Genomic DNA, 22556 nt, shown 5'->3' with positions numbered 1-22556 from the left:
CTGATAGCTGTTTACGGGCGATCGATCGCGCATACGCTCCCTCGTTCGCGGTCGTCCCGTGCGGAACCCATTTGCCGCGGGGGCGCGTACCGACGGCCATGACGTTCCAGCCCGAATCCGAGGCCGACCCCGACGAAATCGAAGCGCGCGTCCAAGAGACCATCGCCGAGAACGACGTGGTCCTGTTCATGAAGGGGAACCGCCTGATGCCCCAGTGCGGCTACTCGCAGCGCGCCGTCGAGCTGATCGGTCAGCACGTCGAGGAGTTCGAGACCGTCGACGTGCTGCCCGCGCTGGACCACTACCGCGAGGCGCTGGAGGCCGAGAGCGGCTGGGAAACCATCCCGCAGACGTTCGTCGACGGGGAGTTCGTCGGCGGGAGCGACGTGCTCGCGGAGCTGGAGGAGCGCGGCGAGCTGGCGGCCGAGCTCGGCGCCGAGTAGACCGCGGCATCGAGTGGAGCCCGGCGCCGAGTCGATCCGGGCGCCCGCACCGGGCGTATCGACGCCCGATCTTGGGGGTCGAAGGGCAGGCCATATAAACCTACGGTGCCTAACTGAACCAGGTGCAGCCGTTGCCGCTGCCGCCGTGCCGACCGTCTCGATCCATCTCACCCAACCAACAATGACAGGCCGCGTGTTCAGACTTCATTCGACGCTCGAACTGCCCCTCGAAGACGTGGAGACGTACTTCGAAGAAGACCCCGACCTCCCGCCGGAGATCGACGACATCGACATCACGCGTCGAAACAACACTCTCATCATCAAGGCCCTGTCCGACGACGACTCGATCAGCAAGTACACGCCGACCGCCCAGCTGAAGGCGTCCGTCACGGAGACGCGCGTCTGGGAGGAGGAGCCGCCCCGCGCCGGCGGCCCGCAGTGGATGGACGACGAGGAGGAGGAGATCCCCTCCGAGCTCGTCGAGTTCGCCTGCTTCAAGGGCGACCGCGAGACCGTCCTCCAGAACTCCGCGCTCCAGTACCCGATGTTCCTCGTGCTCCGCGAGCTGGCGCAGCTCTCGGAGAAGGGGACGCTGACCGCGATCACCGAGGAGAACGACGAGCTCGAAGCGACGCGGATCGTCGAGGGTGAGCCGCGTCCCGCGAGCATCGAGGTCGTCGAGAGCCCGCAGGGCGCCGGCGACGGCGACGGCGGCGTCAACTGGCGCGACAACGAGTTCATCTCGGACTGAGCGTCGGTCCGGAGCGCGCCGGTCGTTCTCGCGCACCCCGACACCCCGACACGCTGAGCGACGGCGCCCCGGACCGCCAACGACTGAGACGCCCCGGACCGCCGACGCTTTAGGCGCGCCGAGCGTTCCGCCGCCAATGACCGACGACTGGGTGAGCCTCTTCTCGGGCGGGAAGGACTCCTCGTGGGCGCTGTACCGCGCCCTGGAGACGGGACTCGACGTCTCGCGGCTCCTGACCGTCCACCCCGCGGGCGATTCGTACATGTACCACACCCCGGCGACGGAGCTCGCCGGGCTCGCGGCCGAGAGCGTCGGGATCGACCTCGTCGAGGTGTCGCCCGACGACTTCGGCGCGGACGACGTCGACGACGCGGGCGCGCAGGGCGACGCCGAGCTGGAGCCGATGGAAGCGGCGCTCCGGGAGATCGCCGCGGCCGACGGGGTCGACCTCGCGGGCGTCACCGCGGGCGCGGTCGAGAGCGAGTACCAGACCAGCCGGATCCGGGGGATGTGCGACCGGCTCGGAATCGATCTGTTCGCCCCGCTGTGGGGCGAGGACCCGGTCGCGCTCGCGGAGGCGATGTTCGACGCCGGCTTCGAGATCCGGATCGTCCAGGTCGCCGCCTACGGCCTCGACGAGTCGTGGCTCGGGCGGCGCTACGACGCCGACGCGCTCGCGGAGCTGCTCGATCTGCGCGAGGAGTACGGGGTCCACCCGCTGGGCGAGGGCGGCGAGTTCGAGACGTACGTCGTCGACGGCCCCCACATGGACCGCCGGATCGCGTTCGAGTACGACGCCGTGTGGGAGGGCGACCGCGGTCACGTCGAGGTCCGGGACGCGCGGCTGGAGTAGGGGCGTCGCTCCGGACGAGCCGAACTACGGCCAGCTGCCGGCCTGGTCGTAGGCGTCCACGATCCGACCGATGGCGACGACGTAAGCGGCGGTGCGGAGGTCGCGGACGTCGCGTCCCTCGTAGGCCTCGACGATCCCGTCGAACGCCTCCGTGATCACGCGTTCGAGCTCGTCGTTGACGCGCTCCTCCGTCCAGCCGAACCGCTGGCGGTTCTGGACCCACTCGAAGTACGAGACGGTGACGCCGCCGGCGTTGGCGAAGATGTCGGGGACGACGTAGACGTCCTTCTCGACGAGGACGTCGTCGGCGTCGGGGGTGAGGGGACCGTTGGCCGCCTCGACGATCACGTCGGCCCGGACGTCGGCGGCGAGGTCGCCGTCGATCGCGTTCTCCAGCGCCGCGGGCACGAGCAGGTCGACGTCGAGCGTCAACAGCTCCTCGTTCGTGATCGACGCGGCGTCACCGTAGCCCGAGACGGCGCCCGTCTCGGCCTTGTGCTCCTTCACCGCCCGTGGGTCGAACCCGTCGGAGTCGTAGATCCCGCCGGAGGAGTCGGAGACGGCCACCACGTCCCCGCCGAGGTCGTCGACGAGCGCGGCCGCGACCGACCCGGCATTGCCGTACCCCTGCACGGCCACCGTCGCGCCCGCGAGGTCCCGGTCGAGCCAGTCGAACGTCTCGCGCGCGGCGAGCGCGACGGAGCGGCCGGTCGCCTCGACGCGTCCCTCGCTCCCGCCCGAGTCGAGCGCCTTCCCGGTGATGACGCCGGGCGCGGTCGTGTTCTCCAGCGTCTCGTAGGTGTCCTTGATCCAGTTCATCTCCCGCTGGCCGGTGTTGACGTCCGGCGCCGGGATGTCGCGGTCCACGCCGATGAGCGGTCGGAGCTCCGTCGCGAACGCGCGCGTCAGTCGCTCCAGCTCGCTCTCGGAGTAGTCGCTCGGGTCGATCGCGATCCCCCCCTTCCCCCCGCCGTAGGGCACGTCGACGACGGCGCACTTGTACGCCATCCATCCGGAGAGCGCCTTCACCTCGTCGCGCGTGACGCCGGGGTGATACCGGATCCCGCCCTTGTACGGCCCGCGGTCGCCGTTGAACTGCGACCGGTAGGCGCGGACCGTCTCCAGCGATCCGTCGTCGAGCTCGAACGTCAGGTTCGTCTCCAGCAGTCGCTCCGGGTTCTTCAGTCGGGTGAGCACGCCCGGCGGGGCGTCGAGGTGCGCCGCGGCGTCGTCGACCTGTTCCCGCAGACTCTCGAACGGGTTCGCCTGATCGGCCATGTGGGAACGTCCCCGGGGACCGGGGTTAATTGTGACGGACGATCAGCGGGAAGGGACGGTCGCTACCGCGCGTCGATCCCCGCGGCCGCCGCCCGCTCGACGATCCGCTCCGCTCGCGCGACCAGCGGCGCGTCGATCATCTCGCCGTCGACGCTGAACACGCCGCGGTCCTCGCGGTCGGCCTCGTCGCGGGCGTCGAGCACGCGCGACGCCCACTCGATCTCGTCCGGGTCGGGCGTGAACGCCTCGTTGATCGGGTCGACCTGCGACGGGTGGATCGCGAGCTTCCCGTCGTAGCCGAGCGTGCGCGCGAACGCCGCCTCCTCGCGGAGCCCCTCGGTATCGGAAAACGCCGTGTACACCGTGTCGAGCGCGTCGACGTCGGCCGCACCGGCCGCGAGAACGACGTGCTCGCGGGCGTACAACACCTCGGTCCCCTCGTCGGTCCGCGTCGCCCCGAGGTCGGCCGCGAGGTCCTCGGCGCCGAAGAGGAGGGCCTCCGTCGCGGCCGCGTCGGCGATCGCCTCCGCGGCGAGCACGCCGCCCGCCGTCTCGACGAGGGCGAACACGGCGGGATCGAGCCCGCGGTCGGCGCACAGCGCGGCCGCGTCGGCCACGCGGTCGGCGCCCTCGACCTTCGGAAGCATGACCGCGTCGAGCCGGATCGCGGGCTCGGCGTCGCCGTCGCTTCCGGCTTCGTCCGCTATCTCGGCACCGACGAGGGCGTCGAGGTCGGCGCCGGGGTCCGACGCCGTGAGCCGGACGCACACCTCGGCGTCGGGGTCGAAGTCGGGGGCCGCGAGCACGCGGCGGACGGCGGCGCGGGCCTCGTCCTTCCGGCCGGGAGCGACGGCGTCTTCGAGGTCGAAGCAGACGACGTCCGCGCCCGTCCCCGGCGCCTTCCGCATGAGCTCCGGGCGGTCGCCGGGGGAGAACAGGAGGCTTCGTCGGGCCATGTCGAGGACTCCTCGCGACCGGACATAAAGAGCCGGGCCGTCCGGATCGTGACCCGAGCCGGCCGTCCGGACCGCCGACGCCTCCGGCACCCGGAGCGGTACCGATTTGTCGCCCGAGGTCGAGGGTCGCCCCATGACGGGACGCTACTACGAGGAGTTCGAGGTCGGAGAGACGATCGAGCACGCGCGCCGGCGGACCGTGAGCGAGAGCGACAACCAGCGGTTCTGCGACATGACGATGAACCAGCAGCCGCTCCACCTCGACGCCGACTTCGCCGGGGAGACGCAGTTCGGCGAGCGGCTCGTCAACGGGCTGTACACGCTGTCGCTCGCGGTCGGCGTGTCGATCCCGGAGACGACGGACGGCACCATCGTCGCGAACCTCTCGTACGACGACGTCGAGCACCCGAATCCGGTGTTCCACGGCGACACGATCCGCGCGCGGTCGACCGTCACCGACAAGCGGGAGACGAGCGACGGCGAGCGCGGCGTCGTCACGATGCACGTGGAGGCGTTCAAGCTCGTCGAGGACGGCGACGACGTCCTCGTCTGCGAGTTCGACCGGACCGCGCTCTCGAAGAAGCGGCCCGACGGCGACGGAGACTGAGTCCGGTCGCGAGCGGCGCCCGGCTACTCGTCGTCGCTCGCGTCGGCGTCCGCCAGCAACAGCCCGAGGTAGGAGGTGCGGACCTGTTCCGCGCCGTCCAGCCCGAGCCGGTCGAGGGCGGCGAGCGCGTCGTCCCTGACCGATTCGATCGCGGTCTCGTCGTCGACCGAGCGCTCGATCTCGACGAACTCACCGAGCCCGTCGACCGCGTCGAGCGTCACGGTGAACCCGTCGTACGCCCAGAACTCGCGCCGCTTCTCGACGGTCGCCGCCGGCTCGAATCCGAGTCCGGCGAGGATGCCGGCCGCGGCCTCCGGGTCGGCCACCTCGGTCTCGCGTTCCGCGCGGGTCTTCGACCCCTCGTCGAGCAGCGGTCCCTTGTACGTGAGCTTGGTCGTCTCGGGAGTCGGATCGCGGTCGGCCGTCTCGGCGGCTCCCGAACCGATCCCGTCCGGGAGCGGCGCCTCGCGTCGCACCCGGAGCGCCTCGTCCGTCTCGGCGAAGTCGCGGTGCGGCGCGTCGTAGTAGGCGTCGCGCTGGCGGCGCGCGTCGACGCGCTCGGCGCCGGCCTTCCGGAGGCGGTCGCGGACCGCGTCGACGTCGGCCGGCACCTTGATCTCGACCTCGAACATACCCGGAATCAGCCGGGCGCGTTCTTAAGCGCCGCGGGACGCTGATTCCGGTGCGTCGCGGCGCTCGCCGCGTCGAACCGTGCGCCTTAAGGGTGTAACAGGTGACCTTCAGGGTATGAGCGATCAGGAGCAAGCGGACGCGGCCGAGGACGCCGACGAGGCCGAGACCGAAGCCGAGACCGAGAGCGCCGGGCTGGCGGACGGCGACTTCGTGCGGGTCGCGTACACGATCCGAACGGCCGACGACGGCCGGGTCATCGACACCACCGACGAGGAGATCGCCGAGGAGGCCGAGATCGACACCGAGGACCACAAGTTCGAGCCCCGCGTCATCGCGCTCGGCGCCGGCCACGTCTTCCCGGCCGTCGACGAGGCGTTCGTCGGCGCGGAGGTCGGCGACGAGGGCGTCGTCGACGTGCCCGCCGAGGACGCCTTCGGCGAGTACGACCCCGACGAGGTCGAGACGGTCAAGGCCGACAAGATCCCCGAGGACAGCCGCTACCCCGGCGCGCAGGTCCAGATCGACAACCAGCAGGGGTACCTCGAGACGATCATCGGCGGCCGCGCCCGCGTCGACTTCAACCACCCGCTGGCCGGCGAGGACCTCGAGTACGAGTACGAGATCCTCGAGGAGATCGACGACCGCGAGCAGCAGGCCGCCGGCATGCTCGGGATGTACCTCCAGGAGGCCCCCGAGGTCCGCATCGAGACGGTCGCCGAGGAGGAGGAGACGGTCTCCGAGGACGACGAGGGCGAGGAGACCGTCGAGACCGAGGAGGTCGAGAAGGACGTCCTCTACGTGACGGCCACGCAGGCGATGCAGATGAACCAGCAGTGGATGTTCCAGAAACAGCAGATCGCGCAGGACCTCATGAGCCGGCTCGACCTCGACCGCGTCGTGATCGAGGAGGTCATCGAGGGCGGCGGCATGGGCGGACTCGGCGGCATGATGGGCGGGATGGGCGGCGGCGGCGCGGGCGACATCGAGGACGCGCTCGAAGACGTCGACGTCGACGCCGACGAGATCGTCGACGAGCTCGACGAGGAGTAGCGCCCGACCCGCGGCGTCCCGGTCCGAGGAAGATCGATCCCTTTTGAACGACGCTCGACCCAGTCGGAGACATGGAACGCGACCGGGCGACGGAGCGGGACGCGGAGGGCGACTGAGATGACGGAGGGCGACTGAGATGGAGATCGAACGTGCGCGCGACGACCTCGTCGTCGCCGCGAGCGCCGGCGCGACGACGATAGCGGTCGCGCTGCTGTCCGGCGTCGCCGGCGTCGTCGAGGTGGGGACGCTGCCGACGCTCGCACCGCTCGCGGTGTACGCGGTCTACCTCCTCTCGCGGAAGGGCGGCCCGTACGGACCGCTCGACGAGCCGCGGAACTGGGCGGCCGCGGCGGCGCTCGTCGGCGTGGTCGTAGTCGTCGCAGTCGCCGTACTGTAGACGCGAAATTCGAGAGGACGACCGGCTCAGGCGATGTCCCGGCTCGTGTCGACCGACACCGAGTCGGTGAGCTTCAGCTTGAGCGGCTCCTCTAACGCCGCGCCGCCCCGGAACTTGGGCACGACGAGCCGGTTCGCGATCTCGGTTCCGGTCACGGTGGTGCGGAGGTCGAAGACGACGTCCGCGACCTGTTCGGTGACGACCCGGTTCCGGTCCGCCGCCGCGCCCTTGAGCGCGTGGAGCACCGCGAGCCCGCCGGCGTCGTCGACGCGCCGACGGAGCTCACCGAGGAACGCGCCGTACTCCTCGCGGTCGCCGGCCTCCAGCGGCCCGACGGAGTCGACGACGACCGTCTCCCCCTCGGCCAGCTCGGCGGTCGCGTCCAGCACCGCGGCGAACGGATCGTCGCCCGTGGCGTCTCGGACGACCGTCTCGCCCTCCTCGTCGTCGGCCGTGAGGCCGGCCTCCACCGCGTCGGCCGAGCGCACCGTCGTCAGGTATCGACACGCCCGGACCCGCGAGAACCGGTCCAGAATGAGCTCGGACTGGCTCGCCGCGTCGGCCTTCAGCGCGACGACGCTGCCGCTCGGGATCCCCCCGCCGAACTCCCTGTCCAGCACCGATATCCCCGTCGGGAGCGGCTCCATACGAACGCTGCCGTCTCCGGAGGTTTGGCTCTGTCGGTGGCCGTCAAACGGCGCGCCCGCGGCGGGATCGACGGTCACGCAACGCGCCATCGCTCCGCTCCGTACTCACCCGCGAGCCGCCTCGCGAGGTCGTCGTACGCCGATTCGACCGACGAGTCCGAGAGCGGTGCCGGCGCCGCGGACGGGACCCGGCCCATCACCGGACAGCCGAGCAGGTCGGCGACGGCGTCCGGGACGGACGGCGCGCGGACGGCGACGGCGCCCACCGGCGGACAGTCGAGCCGCCGCGCGACCGCGGCCGTCTTGGCGGCGTCGCGCAGGGCCGACCGCCGGAGCGGCGTCACGAGGAGCGACCGGTCGGCCGCGCGGAGCGGCGCCGCCGCGTCCGGCGACGCGCCCGCCGGGCAGTCGAGGAGCGTCGCGGCGTCGTCGGGGACCGCGTTCCGGAGCGCCTCGAACGCCGGAGCGGGGTCGACGGTCTCGGTGCCGTCGGGCGCGGCGATCACCGCGGGGGCCGAGCGGTCCGGCGAGACCCCGTCGCGGACCGCGTCGACGACGGTTCGGCGGTCGCGCTCACCGGCGGCGCCGTCGTCCGTCTCCGACGCCAGCCGGGCGAGGTTCGGGAGGTCCCAGTCGGCGTCGACCGCGACCGCGGGCGCGCCCCGCCTCGACAGCGCCCGCGCGAGCCCGAGGGTCGTGGTCGTCTTTCCGCTCCCGCCCTTGCCGCCGGCGACTGCGATCACGCGACGGACTGCGTCGCTATGGGTGAAAAGGAGAGGGGAGTCGACGGTCTGTCGGCGCGACCGTCAGTCCTGACAGCAGCCGCCGGCCTCGCCGCCGAAGTCGACCGCGAGCGGTTCCGAGATGGCCTCGTTGACCGATTCGAGGGTGTCGTTCAGCTCGTCCTGCGCGTCGAGGAACTCCCGCATGACGGGCATCGAGTGGAGCTCGTCCTGTGCCGCCTGCACCTTCTGGAGCCCCGAGTTCGTCGCCTGTCCCGTCTCTCGGGCCTGCATGAACTCGGCGCGCAGCTGCTCGAACTCGTCGATCTTCGCCTGAACCTCCTCGTCGCGCTGGACCGCTTCGCGCGCCTCCTCGAAGCGCTCGTACTCGGGGGTTCGGGCGATCCGCTCGCCGAGCTCGCGACCGAGGTCCTCGATGGAGGCCTGTTCGTCGGGGGTGGCCCGTTCGACGCTCATACCCGATCGTTGGCGCGGAGCGGTTTCAACCTGCCGAAGGGAGGCCTCTCGTGCCGCAAGCGCACGCCGCGGGCGGTCTGTGACCCCGCAGTCACGCCGCCTGCGCCTCGACGAAGGCGACGAGGTCGGCCAGTTCCTCCTGCCCGATGCCGTGGCCGCCCGGATAGCTGCCGCGGGCGACGTCGGCGCCCAGCTCCTCGAACCGGTCGGCGGCGGCGGCCGAGCGCGACTCCGGGATCACGCGGTCGCCGGCCCCGGCGCCGACGAAGACGGGCTTCCCCTCGATCCCGTCCGGGTCGGCGTCGGCGTGGGCGTCCGCGAGGTAGCCGTGGAGCGCGGCGACCCACGCGTACCGGTCCGGGTCCTCCAGGACGAGCGAGAGGCTCGTGATCGCGCCCTGGCTGAAGCCGAGCAGCCCGATCCGGTCGGGGTCGAGGGCGTACGCCTCCGTCGCGGCGTCGACGCTCTCGGCGACCAGATCGAGGCTGCGGCGGAAGTCGGCAGCGTCCGGCTGGCTCGATTCGAGGCCGCCCGCCGAGAGGTCGAGCTCGTACCACGTGTACCCGCCCTGAAGCGGGTCGGGCGCCCGGAGGCTGATCGCGTGGAGCTCGTCGGGGAGGTGTCGCGCGACGGGCAGCAGGTCCTCTTCGTCGGCGCCGCGGCCGTGAAGCACGAAGACGGCGGGCGCGTTCTCAGGGGCGTCGTCCGGCGCGACGTGGACGTGTTCCAGCGGAATGTCGCTCATTGTATCCCGGTTCGTCGGCTCGGGGGTTGTATCCGTCGGCCGCGGCAGGGTTCGACCGCACTCGATCCCGAACGATCACGAGGATGACCGCCGAGCGCGCCGTTTAACCGTCCCCCCGCGTAATTCGAGTCCATGAGCGGCTCCACGGAGGGCGACCTCACCAAGACGGGGATGGCCCTGAAACACGACCGCGAGTGGGACTACGAACTCGACCGGATCCTGGAGGCGATCGAGGAGCGCGACGCCTCCAAGGTCGGCCTCCAGTTCCCCGAGGGGCTCAAGCGCCGCGGTCCGAAGGTCGCCGACGACCTCCGCGAGGTCGCCCCCGACGACGTCACGTTCATGCTCTCCGGGCAGCCCTGCTACGGCGCCTGCGACCTCGACACCTACCTGATGCGCCGGACGGACGTGTTCGTCCACTTCGGCCACACGCCGATGAAGGAGTCCGACAGCATCGTCTACGTCCCGCTCTTCTCGAACGTCGACCCCTTCCCGATCATGGAGGACGCGCTGGACGAAGAGCTGGACGACCCCGAGGAGAACGCCGACGTGGGGCTCGTGACGACCGCCCAGCACATGAACCGGTTCGAGGAGATGACCGACTGGCTGGAGGAGCGCGGCTACGAGGTCCACACCCGCCGGGGCGACGACCGGCTCACGAAGGAGGGGCAGGTGCTCGGCTGCAACTACGCCTCCGCCGACATCCCCGCCGACCAGGTGCTGTACGTCGGCGGCGGAAAGTTCCACCCCGTCGGGCTCGCGATGGAGCACCCGGAGAAGCGCGTCGTCATCGCCGACCCCGTCAACAACGCGGTGTCCGTCGCCGAGCACGACCAGTTCCTCAAGCAGCGCTACGCCTCGGTCCACAAGGCGATGGGCGCCGAGAAGTGGGGCGTCATCTTCTGTACGAAGATCGGGCAGGGCCGCTGGGAGACGGCCCAGGAGATCGTCGACGACAACGAGGACGCCTACCTGATCACCATGGACGAGGTGACGCCGGACCGCCTCCGCAACTTCGACATGGACGCGTTCGTCAACACCGGCTGTCCCCGGATCACGACCGACGACGGGCCGCGGTTCCACAAGCCGATGCTGACCCCGGGCGAGTACGAGGCCGCCATCGGCGAGAAGCCCCTCGACTCGATCGAGTTCGACACGTTCCACGACACCTGGTAGCGCGGCCGAAGCCGACCGGTCCCGTTTCTACCGCACCGCGTCCTCGACGTAGTCGACCGCCTCGGCGGGCGATCCCACCGGTTCCACGCCGGCCACGTCGTGCGTGTCGAGTCCGGCGACCGCCCGACCGTGGGCGAGCGCCGTCCCAATCTCCGAGAGCGTGCCGTGCGAGCCGTCGACCGCGACCGCGGCGTCGCCGTTCATCGCGACGAGCGCGTTGCGGGCGTGGCCCATCCCGGTCGCGATCGGCACCGTGACGTGCGGGTTCGCGTCCGATCGTCGGTCGGTCGGCAGGATCCCGACGGTCTCTCCGCCGGCCTCGCGAGCGCCGCGACAGACCGCTTCCATCACGCCGCCGAGCCCGCCGCAGACGACCGCGTGGCCGCGGTTCGCGAGCCGTTCTCCCAGTTCCTCCGCGACCGCCGCCGTCTCGGGCGGGACCGAACTGCCGCCGATGACGCTGACGCGCATACCGCGGGACGGGCGGCGGACGTATATAAATGAACGGGGCGTCGCGACGGATCGGTGGTGAAACCCTTTTAAGTGCTGAGCAACTCCGGAACGTATGACGTACGATACCGTCGTGTTCGACAACGACGGTGTCCTCGTGGGCCGCACGCGCTTCGACGTGCTTCGGGACGCAACCCGGAGCGCGTTCGAGGAGTGCGGCGTCGAGGAGCCCGATCCGGACGACGTAGAGCGCATGACCATCGGTGCGACCCCCGGCAGCGTGGGGACCGTCTGTCAGACGTACGACCTCGATCCGGGGTCGTTCTGGCGGACCCGCGACGACGTGGTGTCGAAGGCCCAACAGCAGGAGGCGCGCGAGGGGCGCAAGACCCCGTACGACGACCTCGACGAGCTGGCCGACCTCGACGTGGAGATGGGGATCGTCTCCTCGAACCAGCAGGCGACGGTCGACTTCCTCGTGGAGCACTTCGACGGCTTCGAGCGGTTCGGCGCCGCCTACGGCCGCGAACCGACGATCCACTCGCTCCAGCTCCGCAAGCCGAACCCCCACTACATCGAGCAGGCGCTCGGCGACCTCGACGCGGGGAACGCCCTGTTCGTCGGCGACAACGAGTCCGACGTGCGCGCGGCCGAGAACGCCGGTATCGACTCCGCGTTCATCCGGCGACCTCACCGCCGCGACTGGGAGCTGAACGTGTGGCCGACGTGGGAGATCGACCGGCTCTCCGACCTGCACGACATCGTCGGGTAGGACGGTCGCGGCGAGGGGACGTCGGCCGTCGGCGGAGACCCGCCGCGGCCGCCCGCCGGTGACCCCCGCGGCCGTCCCGCTCTCTCAAGGTTTAACTCCGATGGGGAGCTACGCCGCCACAGTGACGAACCCCCCGCCGTGGGCCGACATCTTCGGCCACGCAGAGCCGTACCCGGAGCAGGCCGACGGGATCGACGCCGCCGTCGACGCCGCCGAGGACGGCGGCTTCCTCGCCCTGGAGGGCGCGTGCGGGACCGGCAAGACGATGCTCGCGCTCACCGCCGGGCTCGACCGCGTCCGCGACCCCGACTCCAACTTCGAGCGCGTCTTCGTCCTCACGAGCGTCAAACAGCAGCTGCGCCAGTTCGAGACGGACCTCGGGACGATCAACTCAGACCTCCCCGACGAGTACGACCCGGTCTCCGGGCTCACCCTCGTCGGCAAGGCGGACGTCTGCCCGTACGCGCGCGAGAACCGCGGCGGGATCGACCGCGAGAACGTCTACGAGCGCTGCGAGGGGCTCCGCGAGCGCACTCGGAACCTCGTCGGCGACGGCGGCGCGACGACGACTTCGAACCTCGTGAGCGAGGCGCGGAGCCAGCAGGTGGGACTGATGGACTCGGGAAGCGACACAGGCTCGCCCGGCGATGACGCCCCCGCCGCCGACTACCTCAGCGTCGACGGCGAGCCGACCCCCTACCGCCCCGACACGGAGGAGTACGAGGGGACCGAGTTCTGCCCGTTCTACGCCGGCTTCCTCGACGACCTCCCGGAGGACGGCGACCCGGCGGAGGCGGTCCCGTTCGACGTGACCGACCTCGGCCACGTCGACAGCGACGAGCTGGTCCGGCTCGCCGCCGGCCACGGCTCCTGTCCGCACTCGGTCATGGGCGCGCTCGTCCCCGAGGTCGAGGTCGTCATCGGCAACTACTACCACGCGTTCGATCCGGTGACGACCGGGACGTTCACCGGCGCGCTGCTCGACGACTCGACGTTCGTCGTCTGCGACGAGGCGCACATGCTCGAACCGCGCGTCCGCGACCTCGTGAGCGACGCGGTCGCCGACGCCAGCCTCCGCGACGCCGAGAACGAGCTCACCCGCGTCGTCCAGCCGCTCTCCTTCGAGACGGCCGGCGCGGAGTCGGACGACGCGGCGCTCGTCCGGGGCGAGCTCGAAGACGCCGACGTGACCGTCGACGAGATCGAGTCGGTCCGCGAGTTCTACGCCGACCTCCGCGGCGAGCTCGACCGCCGGGTGACGGAGCGGCTCGACCGCGAGCGGCCCGACTGGCGGGCGTCGATGCGCGAGCTCGACGACGACGAGGTCCCCCTCCGCGACCCCGAGGAGCCGGACGAGGACGAGGTCACGGCGTGGGCGAAACGTGAGGGGTACGGCGACCGCGTCTGGGCGCGCGCGCAGCAGGTCGGCGCGGTCGTCAAGCGGGTGCTCGACTCGCTGGAGGAGGACGACAAGCGGCGTGCGGCGCCGGGCGTCGGGCGCACGCTCAACGCCTGGTACCGCGAGGACCACGAGGAGTTCTTCCGGGCCATCGACCTGGAGCGGACGTGGGACGAGACGGAACCGCCGGACTCGTGGCGCCGCGCGTACAACGCAAGCCTCGCGCTGTACAACTGCCTCCCGAGCGAGCCGATCGGCGACCGGCTCGCGGAGTTCGGCGGCGGCGTCCTCATGAGCGCGACGCTGGAGCCGATGGACGTGTTCCGCGAGGTGACCGGGCTCGACCACCTCGAAGCGCGGGGCCGGCCGGTCGTCGAGCGGACGTACGGCCTCTCGTTCCCCGAATCGAACCGCGCGAGCTTCGCGGTCGACGCGCCGAAGTTCACGCATCAGAACCGCGGTCCGCCCGGCGAGGAGAACGACACGCGCCTCGCGTACCTCGACGCGACGGCGACGGTGGCCGCCCGCGAGGGCAACGTCCTCGTCGGCACGCCGAGCTACGCGGAGGCGACGTGGATGGCCGAGTCGCTCGCGGAGCGCCTCGACAAGCCCGTGCTGCTCGACGAGTCCTCCGGCGACCGCGCCACGGAGTCGCTGAAGGACGACTTCTTCGCGGGCGAGGGGAAGGTGCTCGTGACGAGCCTCCGGGGCACGCTCACGGAGGGCGTCGACTACCGCGGGGACCGCCTGTCGGCCGCCGTGGTCTGTGGCGTCCCCATCATCAACACGGCGCGGCCGCGGACCCGGGCGGTCGTCACCGCCTACGACCGCCGGTTCGAGTCCGGGTTCGAGACCGCGCTCACGGTGCCGGCGGTGCGGAAGGCCCGTCAGGCCGTCGGTCGCGTCATCCGCGGCCCGGAGGAGCGCGGGGTGCGCGTCCTGCTCGACGCGCGGTACGCCCGGGAGTCGTGGAACAGCGTCCGGGAGTACCTCCCGGCACACGAGCGCGAGGAGTACCAGCCCGTGAGCCCGGACATGCTCGGGCTCGCGCTCGACCGGTTCGAACGCCGGGCCGGCGGCGACTGACCTCGGACGGCACCGGTCGCGCCCGGCGACGAGCGTCTCGATACCGCCGGATAACGTCCCGTTTAACCGCGGGTACGGTGCGTGTAACTACGTCGGAGGGGGGCGTGGCAACGTCCATGCGATCCACACCGAACGAAGCGAAGTACCACGTCGTCTGCCGGGAGTGTCCGGTCGAACGCCTGTTCGGAACCGGCAGCGACGCGACCGCGCTGGAGCGAACGCACGCCGAAGCGACCGGACACCGGGTCGCCGTCGGTCGCGTGGAGTAGCTCGCGCCGTGACCGCGCGCGGGCCGCGTCGACCCGGTCGCTCAGTCCTCTCGGCGGGCGAACGCGAGGCTCCCCGAGACGTTCTTGATGTACGCCGTGACGGTCTCGCCCTCCTGCGCGCCGGGGACGAAGACGGTGTACTCGCCGACCTCGGCGACGCCGTCGCCCTTGCGACCGGTGCCGACGATCTCGAGCTCGTAGGTCTTCCCGGACTCGATGGCCTCCTCCTGCCGCTGGGTGTTCGAGGTGTTCTGCTTCGCGACCGGGCGGAACGCCCCGCAGGCCTCACACCGGAGCATCGGGGTGCGGTTCTCGGTCTCCAACCGCGTGTCGGGGAGGCCGCACTCCGAGCAGGTGACGAACGACTCGATGTACGAGTCGACCGCGGCCTGGAAGTCGCGCTCGCGGAAGTTCCCGCTGTAGCGGGCGCGGCCCGACTCGTACTGGCCGGCGGTCCCGAGCTCCTGCTGGATCTTCGAGTGGACGTGCTCGGGCTCGCGGCTCAGGGCGTCCGCGATCGCCGAGAGGTTCGTCAGTCTGGTGAACGCGCCGTCCTTCTGCGTCTCCGGGTCGGGCACCGACAGCCGCTCGTCGGAGCCGCCGAGGTCCGGTACCTCCTCCATCGCGCGGTCGAGGCTCGATTCGTAATCCATACGCGAGGGAACGACAGCGCGACGGAAATCGCTTCCGGGTTCGAGAGCGACGGGTCGAAAGGGGAGTCGGCGCGAGACGAGACCGCCGCTACGAACGTGGCGGTCGGCCGGAAGTAGCGGGAGGTAGATTTGAACCGCGATCGCTCCGCACCGCTCCGTTCCCTGGTTCAAATCCCTTCCGGGGCTATCTCGTCGACGACGCCGCTCGCGCCTCGCAGCGCTCGGCGTTCGCGGTCGTCGACAGAAGATAGCGGGAGGTAGATTTGAACTACCGATCTCCGGGTTATGAGCCCGGCGGAATCTCCTGGCTATCCCATCCCGCTATCGTATCAAAACCCGTTGCGACTGTTAAGGGTTCTGATCCCGTCGCCCGTATGCGATTCGGCCGCGCGCGATTTATATACCGAGGGCGGCGGAATCACCCGAATTCGGCGGGGTCTCAGGTCCCGACGGCGACGGCGTTCGCGTCAGTCGGCGGCGTATCGCCCGCGGATCCGGATCGCGGCGAGCGCACCGAGGGCGAACGCGAGGGGGAGCGCGGCGTCGGCGGGGTTGCCCGACAGCGCGCGACCGGCGGTCAGTCCCGCCATCAGGGCGAACAGCAGCGCCATCAGTCCCGCGATGGGAACCACGTACCCCTCGGCGATCATCGGCCGGCCGGATCCGTCGGTCATACCTTTCCCGTGGGGCGGGCGCCGTGTAAACCCCCGTTCCCGAGGCGAGGTGCCGAGCCCCGCGCCTCGAACGCGGGTCCTCACGCTCCGACGCCGGTCCCCACGCTCCGACGCCGGTCCCCACGCTCCGAATACGGGCCTCTACACCCCGGATCACCGAGGTGGAGATCGCCGGAGCCGAACGAGGGAAGTCACGGCGCCGTCCCCTGGCTTGCTTGCGTCGGCCGCAAACGCTTTTATCAATCATAAATAGTGATAAACTGATGCGAAAACCGCTACTGACGACCGACTTCCTGGACCGGGCCCGCCGGCACTACGCGGACGAGGAGGCCGTCCTGGCGACTGACGGGACGCGGTACACGTACGCCGAACTCGGCGAGCGCGCGGACCGGTTCTCGGCCGCCCTGCAGGCGCGGGGGATCGAGAAGGGCGACCGTGTCGCGGTGTTGGACCCGAACACCCACTACCACCTCGAAGCGGCCTACGGCGCGATGCAGGTCGGTGCGGTCCACGCGCCGCTGAATTACCGGCTCACGCCAGACGACTTCGCGTACATGCTCTCCGACGCCGGCGTCGACGCGATCTACGCCGACGCCGAGTACGCCGACCGGATCGAGGCGGTCCGCGACGAGGTGCCGACGGAGACGTTCCTCACGAACGACGCGGACGCGGTCGCGGGCGACTGGGAGTCGTTCGACGCGGCGCTCGACGCCGCCGACCCCGACGCCTACGAGCGCCCGGAGATGGACGAGGACGATGTGATCACGATCAACTACACCTCCGGGACCACCGGCGACCCGAAGGGCGTCTGCCGCACCCACCGCGCCGAGACGCTCCACGCCTACCTCATCGCGATCCACCAGGAGATCACCGACGACGACGTCTACCTCTGGACGCTCCCGATGTTCCACGTCAACGGCTGGGGGCACATCTACGCGATCACGGGGCTGGGCGCCCGACACGTCTGCACCCGCGGCGTCGACGTCGCGGAGACGTTCGACCGGATCCGCGAGGAGGACGTCTCCTACTTCTGTGCGGCCCCGACCGTCCTCAACATGCTCGGCGACCACCACGCCGAGCACGGCGGCGCGACGACCGGCGACAGCGACGTGCGGGTCGCCACCGCGGGCGCGGCGCCGCCGGAGGCGACGATCCGGACCGTCGAGGAGGAGTTCGGCTGGGAGCTCAAACATGTGTACGGCGCGACCGAGACGGGTCCCCTGATCACCACCTCGGACGCGAAGCGGCACTTTGAGGCGGACTCGCCGGACCGCTTCGCGGTGAAGAAGACGCAGGGGATCGGCTACCTCGGCACCGACGTGCGCGTCGTCGACGAGGACGGCGAGGACGTGCCCGCCGACGGCGAGACGATCGGCGAGATTGTCGTCCGCGGGAACCAGGTGATGGACCGCTACTGGAACAAGCCCGAGGCCACCGAGGCGGCATTCTCGGAGCGGCTGGAGGGCTACTACCACATGGGCGACCTCGCCGTCGTCGACGAGGACGGCTTCGTCTCGATCCAGGACCGCAAGAAGGACATCATCATCTCCGGGGGCGAGAACATCTCCTCGATCGAACTGGAGGACACCCTCTTCGAGCACGACGCCGTCTCCGACACCGCCGTCATCCCGGCGCCCGACGAGCGCTGGGGGGAGACGCCGAAGGCGTTCGTCGTCCCGGCGAGCGGCGACCCGGACGATCCGGGCGCGACGGCCGAGGAGCTGAAGGCGTTCGTCCGCGAGCGCGTCGCCGACTACAAGACCCCCGGCGAGGTGGAGTTCGTCGCCGAGCTTCCCACGACGGCGACGGGGAAGATCCAGAAGTACGAGCTGCGCGAGCGCGAGTGGGACGAGGAGGAGCGGATGGTCGGCGAAGGGTAGCGCGAGGAAGCGGCGGAGCGAGGGCGGTGACCGCCCGCCTCACTCCTCGTCGAGCAGGCTCTCGACGAGCGCCTCGGGCTCGAACAGGGTGAGGTCGTCGTACCCCTGTCCGGTCCCGAGGAAGAGGATCGGCTTCCCGGTGACGTACGCCACCGAGATGGCGGCGCCGCCGGAGGAGTCGGCGTCGGCCTTCGTCAGGACCGCGCCGTCGATCTCGGCGGCGTCGTTGAACTCCTTCGCGCGGTTCACGGCGTCCTGGCCCGCGACCGCCTCGTCGACGAACAGCGTCATGTCCGGGTCGACGACGCGGTCGATCTTCTCCAGTTGCGCCATCAGGTCGTCGCTCGTGTGGAGCCGGCCGGCCGTGTCGCCGAGCACGACGTCGACGTCGTTGGCCGCGGCGTACTCGACGCCGTCGTAGATGACGGCCGCGGGGTCGCCGCCCTGGTCGTGGGAGATCAGCTCCCGGTCGAGCCGGTCGGCGTGCTCCGCGATCTGCTCGTTGGCGCCCGCCCGGTAGGTGTCGCCGTTCGCCAGCACCGACGAGTAGCCGCGGTCGGCGAGCCACTCGGAGAGCTTCGCGATGCTCGTCGTCTTCCCGACGCCGTTGACGCCGGTGAAGACGATGGTGACGGGCTTGTCGGCCTCGGCGATCCGCTCCTCGAAGTCGAACTGGCCGACGGCGATCACGTCGAGCAGGGCGTCGTGGAGCGCCGACTCGACCAGCTCGCCGGTCGTCTCGACCTGCTTGCGCGACTCGCCGAGCATCTTCTCGCGGACGGTGTCGAGGATCTGTTCCGCGACGCTCATCTCCACGTCGCTCTCCAAGAGGGCCATCTCCAGGTTCCACAGCGGCTCCTCTAAGTCCTCCTCCTCGATGATGATCCGGCCGGTGGCGAACGCCTTCGCGCGCTGGAAGGCGCTCGGCTCGTCGTCGGCGGCGTCGCTCGCGGGCTCCGCCTCGGCGTCCGCGGGCGCCTCGGCCGCGACCACCTCCGCGTCACCGCTCGCGGCGGCGTCGTCGCCGGCGGCCGGGTCGCCGCTCGTCGGGTCGCCGTTCGCGGGCTCGTCGCCCTCTGCGGGCTCCTCCTCGACGTCCGCGCTCTCCTCGACGTCCTCCCGGAACCCCGAGAGCTTGTCCTTCAGTCCGTCGAACACGGTCAGTCGTTACTCCCCGTCGTCCTGGCCCTGTCCCATCTGCTGCATCTGCTGCTGCTGCATCTGCTGTTGCATCTGCTGGGCCTGCTGTTCGAGCTCCTCGCTCTCGTCTTCGAGCTCGTCGACCTCCGCCTGCGTCTCCTCGATGCGGTCGTCGAGCGCCTCCTGCTTGCGCCGGAGCACGTCGATCGCGTCCTCCTCGCTCTGCTCGGCGGAGTAGTTGCCGCCGAGCGAGACGATGATCTCGTCGATATCCTGGACCTCGGCGCGGACGTAGGCGCCGCCGCCGAGCGGGACCTGCACCGTCGACCCCGAGTCGAGGGTCTCGATCGCCTCGACCGCGTCGTCGATGTCGGACTGCTCCTCGCGGAACTCCGCGATCTCCGCTTCGAGCGCCTCGATCTCCTCGTCGAGCGCCTGCAGCTCCTGCGAGAGCTGCTGGAGCTGCTGTTGCCCGCCGCCCATCATGCCGCGGACACCTCCTCGATCTCGATCTGGGTGCGCTTCCGGTTGTGCTGGCTCCCGACCGTGGTGTAGATGCGCTCGCGGGCGAGGTCCTCGTTCTCGGCCTCGACCTCCTTCGTGAACGGCTGGTAGTCGCCTCGGCTCTGGAACCGTCCACTCACCGTGTAGGTACTCATGTTCACCGATCCGGCAGGGACAGGGAAGTATCTTCCTAAAAAGCGAGGAACGGAGACGCGGGCCGGATCCGCCTCGCTCGGAGGTTACGGCGCGAATTCGGGGAGAATAGGCGAACGGCACCGGGGCACGCGGACGGCGAAACGGCGGTCCGAGCGGTCGCGCCGCGGTCGGCGGGGCGGAATCCGGAGTCAGTCGATGAACCCGAGCGTCTCCTCGATGCGGCCGAGCTCCGGCCCGGTCGTGTCCTCGCCGACGACGTACCCCTCGTCGGTGGCGACGAGGCCGGAGCCGACGAGCGGCGCGCCGTAGTTGATCGTGCCGAGGTCGGTGCGGACGTCGAGCGCCTCCTCGACGGCCTGCAGCTCCGACTCGTTCGATTTCGGGTGACAGAGGACGCCGGCGTCGTTGGCGGCCGCCGCCGTTCCGACGGTGCGGACGCCGCCGAGGTCGCCGCGCTCCACGGGGACGCCGAGGGTGTCCCTGATCGTCACGATCGACTCGCGCGGGAGGTCCGGGTGGACGTAGGCGCCGTAGTCGTTCGCGAGGACGACGTTCCCGGCCGCGTTGATCTCGCCGGGGAGCTCGCCGACCTCGCGGTCGGCGGCCTCGGCGATCCGCGACCGCTCCCGTTCGGTCGCCCGCGCGGAGACGAGAACCCCGTTCTCGTTGCCCGTCGCGAGGGAGCCGACGGTGTTGGCGCCGCCGACCGTCGTGAGGAGGGGCTCGGCGTCCAGCTCCTCGCCGAGCGACTCGGCGAGCTCCTCGTCGACGTCCGGCCGAACCAACAGGAGGTCGTCGATCGCGCGGGCGAACACGCCCACGTACGACGAGCCGGTGAAGGTCGCCCGTAACACGTTACTCGGCGTACTCGGCTTCGACGACGGGCTCGCCGTCCTCGACGAACCGGGCCGCGCGGACGCGGACCTTGCTCGGCGGGTTCTCGCGCCCGTTCGCCCAGACGGCCTCGTTGACCGAGGTGTCGATGACGACGTCGTCCTCGTCGACGGAGAAGTGCTGCGCGAGGTGCTCGCGGACGATCCGCATCGCGAAGTCGGCGCGCTCCTGGACCGGCTTGTCGTTGGCGTCGCGGAGCGGGACGGTGACGACGCGCTCCTCGAAGTCGCTGGTGCTCATCTATTCGTCCAGGTCGTTCCGGCGCCAGTTGCGCCGCTTGGGGTTTCGCGTCACGTTCATGTCCGTCTTCATCATGACCCACGCGGGGACGCGGGTGTTCTGGCGCTCCGCCTTCGCCAGACGCTTCTTCTGAGCCTTCGACTTGTCTCCCATAGTAGCCCACAGTTCCCGCGGGGCGCATAAAACCCCTTCCATACCGCGTCGCTCGCGGCGAGAGGACACCCCGAGACGCCTCCCCTCGCCGGCGCTCAGAGCGGTCGTTCGGAGATTCCCTTATAAATGCGATAACACCGGTCGAGGACCTCGATCCCGACGCTCTCCGTGTCGGTGTGCGCCTCGCCCGGCTCGGAGGCGCCGCAGACGAGGCAGTCGGTGCCGGCCTCGGCGAGCCAGCCCGCGTCGGTCGCGTGCGGCTTGACGACGCGTTCGGGCGCGTCGAGCCCCAGCTCGTCGTGGACCTCGCGGGCGACCGCCAGCGCGGCGTCGGCGAAGGCGTCGTCGCCGCAGGCCATCGGCGGGAGGTCCTGGTCGACCTCCCACTCGACGCCCGCGACCCCCTCGGCGCGGGCGAGGTCGGCGCGGTCGCCGGGGACGGTGCGCTCGTCGACCGTCACCTCGCAGCGCTCCGGGATCACGTTCCACGTCTCGCCGCCGTGGGCCATCGTCACGGCGAGCGAGCCGGTGACCGACTCGCCGAACACCGTCGCCTCCGGCGCGTCGAGCCCGCGGACCACGTCGATCGCGTCGCTCGCGCGGTAGATCGCGTTCTCTCCCGCCTCCGGCTCGGACGCGTGCGCCGCGGTCCCGTGCGCGACGAGCGTCGACGCGCGCCGGCCCTTGTGCGCGACGGCGACGTCGGTGACGCCGGGCTTCGAGTAGTCCGTCGACCCCTCCGCGACGAGCGCGCGGTCGGGGGCGAACCCCGCGTCGATCGCGTGGCGCGCCCCCTCGCCGCCGACCTCCTCGCCGACGAACGACGCGAACGCGAGCTCGCGGCCCGCCGGCGGCTCGGCCTCGCGGAAGGCGAGCATGCAGGCCGCCACCGCGCCCTTCATGTCGGCCGCGCCGCGGCCGTATATCCGGCCGTCGCGGCGCTCGACGACGTAGTCGCCGGCGCTCCCCCCGCCGGTCGTCTGGCGCTCGGCCGGCGGGACCACGTCGTGGTGGCCGACCAGCGCGAGCGCGTCGGCGTCGGGATCGTCGGTCGCTCCCTTCCGAGCGATCACGTTGCCGGCGTCGTCGCGCTCGACCCGCGCGTCGGTCTCCGCGCGGAGCCACTCCTCGATGGCGTCGCCGGCGGCGGCCTCGTCCTCGTGGGAGGGGATCGAGACGAGCGTCTCAGTCAGGTCCGCGAGTTCGTCCATACGGTCGGGTCGGCGCTCAGCCGCTTAAAAACTGAGTCTACGAGAGTGTTTGTAACTCAACCGCGGTGGCGCGCGCCTGTGAGCGCCCATCGGGCGCGAACAGCGCCGCGCGAGGGAGTCGCGAGCGCTGTGGGCGACCGTAGGGAGCCCCGAGCGAGCGACGAGGTTGGGGAGGCGTGAGGTGCGGTGCTGTGCGGGGCGGGGTGGGACTCAAAGGGGGAGCCGTCGAGGCGGGCGCAGGCGTTCACGAGAGCTCCGTTCTCGTGAGCCAATCAGAACGCTCCGCGTTCTGATGACGACGCAAGCACCGCAGAGAGCGAGCAACGCGAGCGATCGAGGA

At 70.8% G+C, this 22556-nt stretch carries 28 protein-coding genes and 1 tRNA gene; 11 read left to right on the top strand and 18 right to left on the bottom strand.

Features of this window, described 5'->3' with window-relative positions:
- The first annotated feature begins 98 nt into the window (after positions 1-98).
- The 3 genes from ACFQMF_RS07045 (at position 99) to ACFQMF_RS07035 (ending at position 2047) form a co-directional block, all read left to right on the top strand.
- Positions 99-443 (top strand): glutaredoxin family protein, encoded by a 345-nt coding sequence (locus tag ACFQMF_RS07045; RefSeq protein ID WP_256409430.1) that lies wholly within the window; start codon positions 99-101, stop codon positions 441-443.
- A 181-nt stretch (positions 444-624) separates the two neighbouring features.
- A complete protein-coding gene (locus tag ACFQMF_RS07040) occupies positions 625-1194 on the top strand; it encodes a DUF7110 family protein (protein ID WP_256409429.1) in 570 nt (189 codons plus the stop codon).
- A 136-nt stretch (positions 1195-1330) separates the two neighbouring features.
- Positions 1331-2047: a diphthine--ammonia ligase gene (locus tag ACFQMF_RS07035; RefSeq protein ID WP_256409428.1), complete on the top strand. Its 717-nt coding sequence runs from the start codon at positions 1331-1333 to the stop codon at positions 2045-2047.
- Positions 2048-2071: 24 nt separating this feature from the next.
- Here the strand turns inward: ACFQMF_RS07035 and ACFQMF_RS07030 are convergent, their stop codons facing one another.
- Together ACFQMF_RS07030 and ACFQMF_RS07025 are read right to left on the bottom strand one after the other, a co-directional pair.
- The gene (locus tag ACFQMF_RS07030; RefSeq protein ID WP_256409427.1) at positions 2072-3325 is read right to left on the bottom strand and encodes a Glu/Leu/Phe/Val family dehydrogenase; all 1254 of its coding nucleotides are present in this window, start codon (positions 3323-3325) and stop codon (positions 2072-2074) included.
- Positions 3326-3387: 62 nt separating this feature from the next.
- Positions 3388-4281: an HpcH/HpaI aldolase/citrate lyase family protein gene (locus tag ACFQMF_RS07025; RefSeq protein ID WP_256409426.1), complete on the bottom strand. Its 894-nt coding sequence runs from the start codon at positions 4279-4281 to the stop codon at positions 3388-3390.
- A gap of 133 nt (positions 4282-4414) precedes the next feature.
- On the opposite strand from ACFQMF_RS07025, the gene ACFQMF_RS07020 reads away from it, so the two are divergent.
- On the top strand, positions 4415-4888 hold the full coding sequence (locus ACFQMF_RS07020; protein WP_256409425.1) for a MaoC family dehydratase: 474 nt from the start codon (positions 4415-4417) through the stop codon (positions 4886-4888).
- A 23-nt stretch (positions 4889-4911) separates the two neighbouring features.
- Here ACFQMF_RS07020 and cyaB read toward each other — a convergent pair whose 3' ends face one another.
- Positions 4912-5520 carry a class IV adenylate cyclase gene (gene cyaB, locus ACFQMF_RS07015; RefSeq protein ID WP_256409424.1) on the bottom strand — a complete coding sequence of 203 codons (609 nt, stop codon included), beginning with the start codon at positions 5518-5520 and terminating at the stop codon, positions 4912-4914.
- Between the two features lie 115 nt (positions 5521-5635).
- Here cyaB and ACFQMF_RS07010 point away from each other — a divergent pair, with 115 nt between their 5' ends.
- Both ACFQMF_RS07010 and ACFQMF_RS07005 read left to right on the top strand, forming a co-directional pair.
- On the top strand, positions 5636-6571 hold the full coding sequence (locus tag ACFQMF_RS07010; RefSeq protein WP_256409423.1) for an FKBP-type peptidyl-prolyl cis-trans isomerase: 936 nt from the start codon (positions 5636-5638) through the stop codon (positions 6569-6571).
- Positions 6572-6707: 136 nt separating this feature from the next.
- Complete coding sequence (locus ACFQMF_RS07005) at positions 6708-6968, top strand: hypothetical protein (RefSeq protein ID WP_256409421.1); 261 nt, start codon at positions 6708-6710, stop codon at positions 6966-6968.
- Positions 6969-6994: 26 nt separating this feature from the next.
- On the opposite strand, the gene ACFQMF_RS07000 is transcribed toward ACFQMF_RS07005, so the two are convergent.
- The 4 genes from ACFQMF_RS07000 to ACFQMF_RS06985 form a co-directional block, all read right to left on the bottom strand.
- Entirely contained in the window at positions 6995-7615 is a 621-nt protein-coding gene (locus tag ACFQMF_RS07000) for an RAD55 family ATPase (protein WP_256409420.1), read from the bottom strand.
- Between the two features lie 74 nt (positions 7616-7689).
- Positions 7690-8358 carry a nucleotide-binding protein gene (locus tag ACFQMF_RS06995; RefSeq protein WP_256409419.1) on the bottom strand — a complete coding sequence of 223 codons (669 nt, stop codon included), beginning with the start codon at positions 8356-8358 and terminating at the stop codon, positions 7690-7692.
- Between the two features lie 63 nt (positions 8359-8421).
- A complete protein-coding gene (locus ACFQMF_RS06990) occupies positions 8422-8814 on the bottom strand; it encodes a YlbF/YmcA family competence regulator (protein ID WP_256409418.1) in 393 nt (130 codons plus the stop codon).
- Positions 8815-8905: 91 nt separating this feature from the next.
- A complete protein-coding gene (locus ACFQMF_RS06985; RefSeq protein ID WP_256409417.1) occupies positions 8906-9559 on the bottom strand; it encodes an alpha/beta hydrolase in 654 nt (217 codons plus the stop codon).
- A 132-nt stretch (positions 9560-9691) separates the two neighbouring features.
- Here ACFQMF_RS06985 and dph2 point away from each other — a divergent pair, with 132 nt between their 5' ends.
- A complete protein-coding gene (gene dph2, locus ACFQMF_RS06980; RefSeq protein WP_256409416.1) occupies positions 9692-10735 on the top strand; it encodes a diphthamide biosynthesis enzyme Dph2 in 1044 nt (347 codons plus the stop codon).
- 27 nt (positions 10736-10762) lie between these two features.
- Here dph2 and ACFQMF_RS06975 read toward each other — a convergent pair whose 3' ends face one another.
- Positions 10763-11206: a TIGR00725 family protein gene (locus ACFQMF_RS06975; RefSeq protein WP_256409415.1), complete on the bottom strand. Its 444-nt coding sequence runs from the start codon at positions 11204-11206 to the stop codon at positions 10763-10765.
- A 94-nt stretch (positions 11207-11300) separates the two neighbouring features.
- On the opposite strand from ACFQMF_RS06975, the gene ACFQMF_RS06970 reads away from it, so the two are divergent.
- The 3 genes from ACFQMF_RS06970 to ACFQMF_RS06960 all read left to right on the top strand — a co-directional run bounded on the left by ACFQMF_RS06970 (position 11301) and on the right by ACFQMF_RS06960 (position 14711).
- On the top strand, positions 11301-11957 hold the full coding sequence (locus ACFQMF_RS06970) for an HAD family hydrolase (protein WP_256409414.1): 657 nt from the start codon (positions 11301-11303) through the stop codon (positions 11955-11957).
- Positions 11958-12078: 121 nt separating this feature from the next.
- Positions 12079-14442, top strand: a complete 2364-nt coding sequence (locus ACFQMF_RS06965) for an ATP-dependent DNA helicase (RefSeq protein ID WP_256409413.1) — start codon at positions 12079-12081, stop codon at positions 14440-14442.
- A 116-nt stretch (positions 14443-14558) separates the two neighbouring features.
- A complete protein-coding gene (locus tag ACFQMF_RS06960; protein ID WP_256409412.1) occupies positions 14559-14711 on the top strand; it encodes a hypothetical protein in 153 nt (50 codons plus the stop codon).
- Between the two features lie 41 nt (positions 14712-14752).
- Here ACFQMF_RS06960 and ACFQMF_RS06955 read toward each other — a convergent pair whose 3' ends face one another.
- The 3 genes from ACFQMF_RS06955 to ACFQMF_RS06945 all read right to left on the bottom strand — a co-directional run bounded on the left by ACFQMF_RS06955 (position 14753) and on the right by ACFQMF_RS06945 (position 16038).
- Complete coding sequence (locus ACFQMF_RS06955) at positions 14753-15364, bottom strand: translation initiation factor IF-2 subunit beta (RefSeq protein WP_256409411.1); 612 nt, start codon at positions 15362-15364, stop codon at positions 14753-14755.
- Between the two features lie 248 nt (positions 15365-15612).
- A tRNA-Met gene (locus ACFQMF_RS06950) sits at positions 15613-15687 on the bottom strand.
- A gap of 144 nt (positions 15688-15831) precedes the next feature.
- Positions 15832-16038 carry a hypothetical protein gene (locus tag ACFQMF_RS06945; protein WP_256409410.1) on the bottom strand — a complete coding sequence of 69 codons (207 nt, stop codon included), beginning with the start codon at positions 16036-16038 and terminating at the stop codon, positions 15832-15834.
- Positions 16039-16301: 263 nt separating this feature from the next.
- Between ACFQMF_RS06945 and ACFQMF_RS06940 the strand changes: the two genes are divergently transcribed.
- Entirely contained in the window at positions 16302-17918 is a 1617-nt protein-coding gene (locus tag ACFQMF_RS06940) for a long-chain-fatty-acid--CoA ligase (protein WP_256409409.1), read from the top strand.
- A gap of 39 nt (positions 17919-17957) precedes the next feature.
- Here the strand turns inward: ACFQMF_RS06940 and ftsY are convergent, their stop codons facing one another.
- The 7 genes from ftsY to ACFQMF_RS06905 all read right to left on the bottom strand — a co-directional run bounded on the left by ftsY (position 17958) and on the right by ACFQMF_RS06905 (position 22216).
- On the bottom strand, positions 17958-19076 hold the full coding sequence (gene ftsY / locus ACFQMF_RS06935) for a signal recognition particle-docking protein FtsY (RefSeq protein WP_256409408.1): 1119 nt from the start codon (positions 19074-19076) through the stop codon (positions 17958-17960).
- 9 nt (positions 19077-19085) lie between these two features.
- A complete protein-coding gene (pfdA, locus tag ACFQMF_RS06930; RefSeq protein WP_256409637.1) occupies positions 19086-19541 on the bottom strand; it encodes a prefoldin subunit alpha in 456 nt (151 codons plus the stop codon).
- Positions 19541-19717 carry a 50S ribosomal protein L18Ae gene (gene rpl18a, locus ACFQMF_RS06925; protein ID WP_256409407.1) on the bottom strand — a complete coding sequence of 59 codons (177 nt, stop codon included), beginning with the start codon at positions 19715-19717 and terminating at the stop codon, positions 19541-19543. Before rpl18a ends, pfdA begins: the two co-directional genes overlap by 1 nt.
- Positions 19718-19906: 189 nt before the next feature.
- Positions 19907-20572, bottom strand: coding sequence for a translation initiation factor IF-6 (locus ACFQMF_RS06920; protein WP_256409406.1), 666 nt, complete (start codon positions 20570-20572; stop codon positions 19907-19909).
- A 1-nt stretch (position 20573) separates the two neighbouring features.
- On the bottom strand, positions 20574-20852 hold the full coding sequence (locus tag ACFQMF_RS06915) for a 50S ribosomal protein L31e (protein WP_256409405.1): 279 nt from the start codon (positions 20850-20852) through the stop codon (positions 20574-20576).
- The gene (locus tag ACFQMF_RS06910) at positions 20853-21005 is read right to left on the bottom strand and encodes a 50S ribosomal protein L39e (protein WP_004050128.1); all 153 of its coding nucleotides are present in this window, start codon (positions 21003-21005) and stop codon (positions 20853-20855) included.
- 95 nt (positions 21006-21100) lie between these two features.
- A complete protein-coding gene (locus ACFQMF_RS06905) occupies positions 21101-22216 on the bottom strand; it encodes a M20 family metallopeptidase (protein ID WP_256409404.1) in 1116 nt (371 codons plus the stop codon).
- Between the last annotated feature and the right edge of the window lie 340 nt (positions 22217-22556).

The organism is Halorubrum rutilum, from assembly GCF_042665015.1.
In the GTDB taxonomy this organism is placed as follows: Archaea; Halobacteriota; Halobacteria; order Halobacteriales; family Haloferacaceae; genus Halorubrum; species Halorubrum rutilum.
The sequence above is the reverse complement of the archived record's forward strand: the minus strand, read 5'-3'. Positions and strand labels throughout refer to the sequence as shown.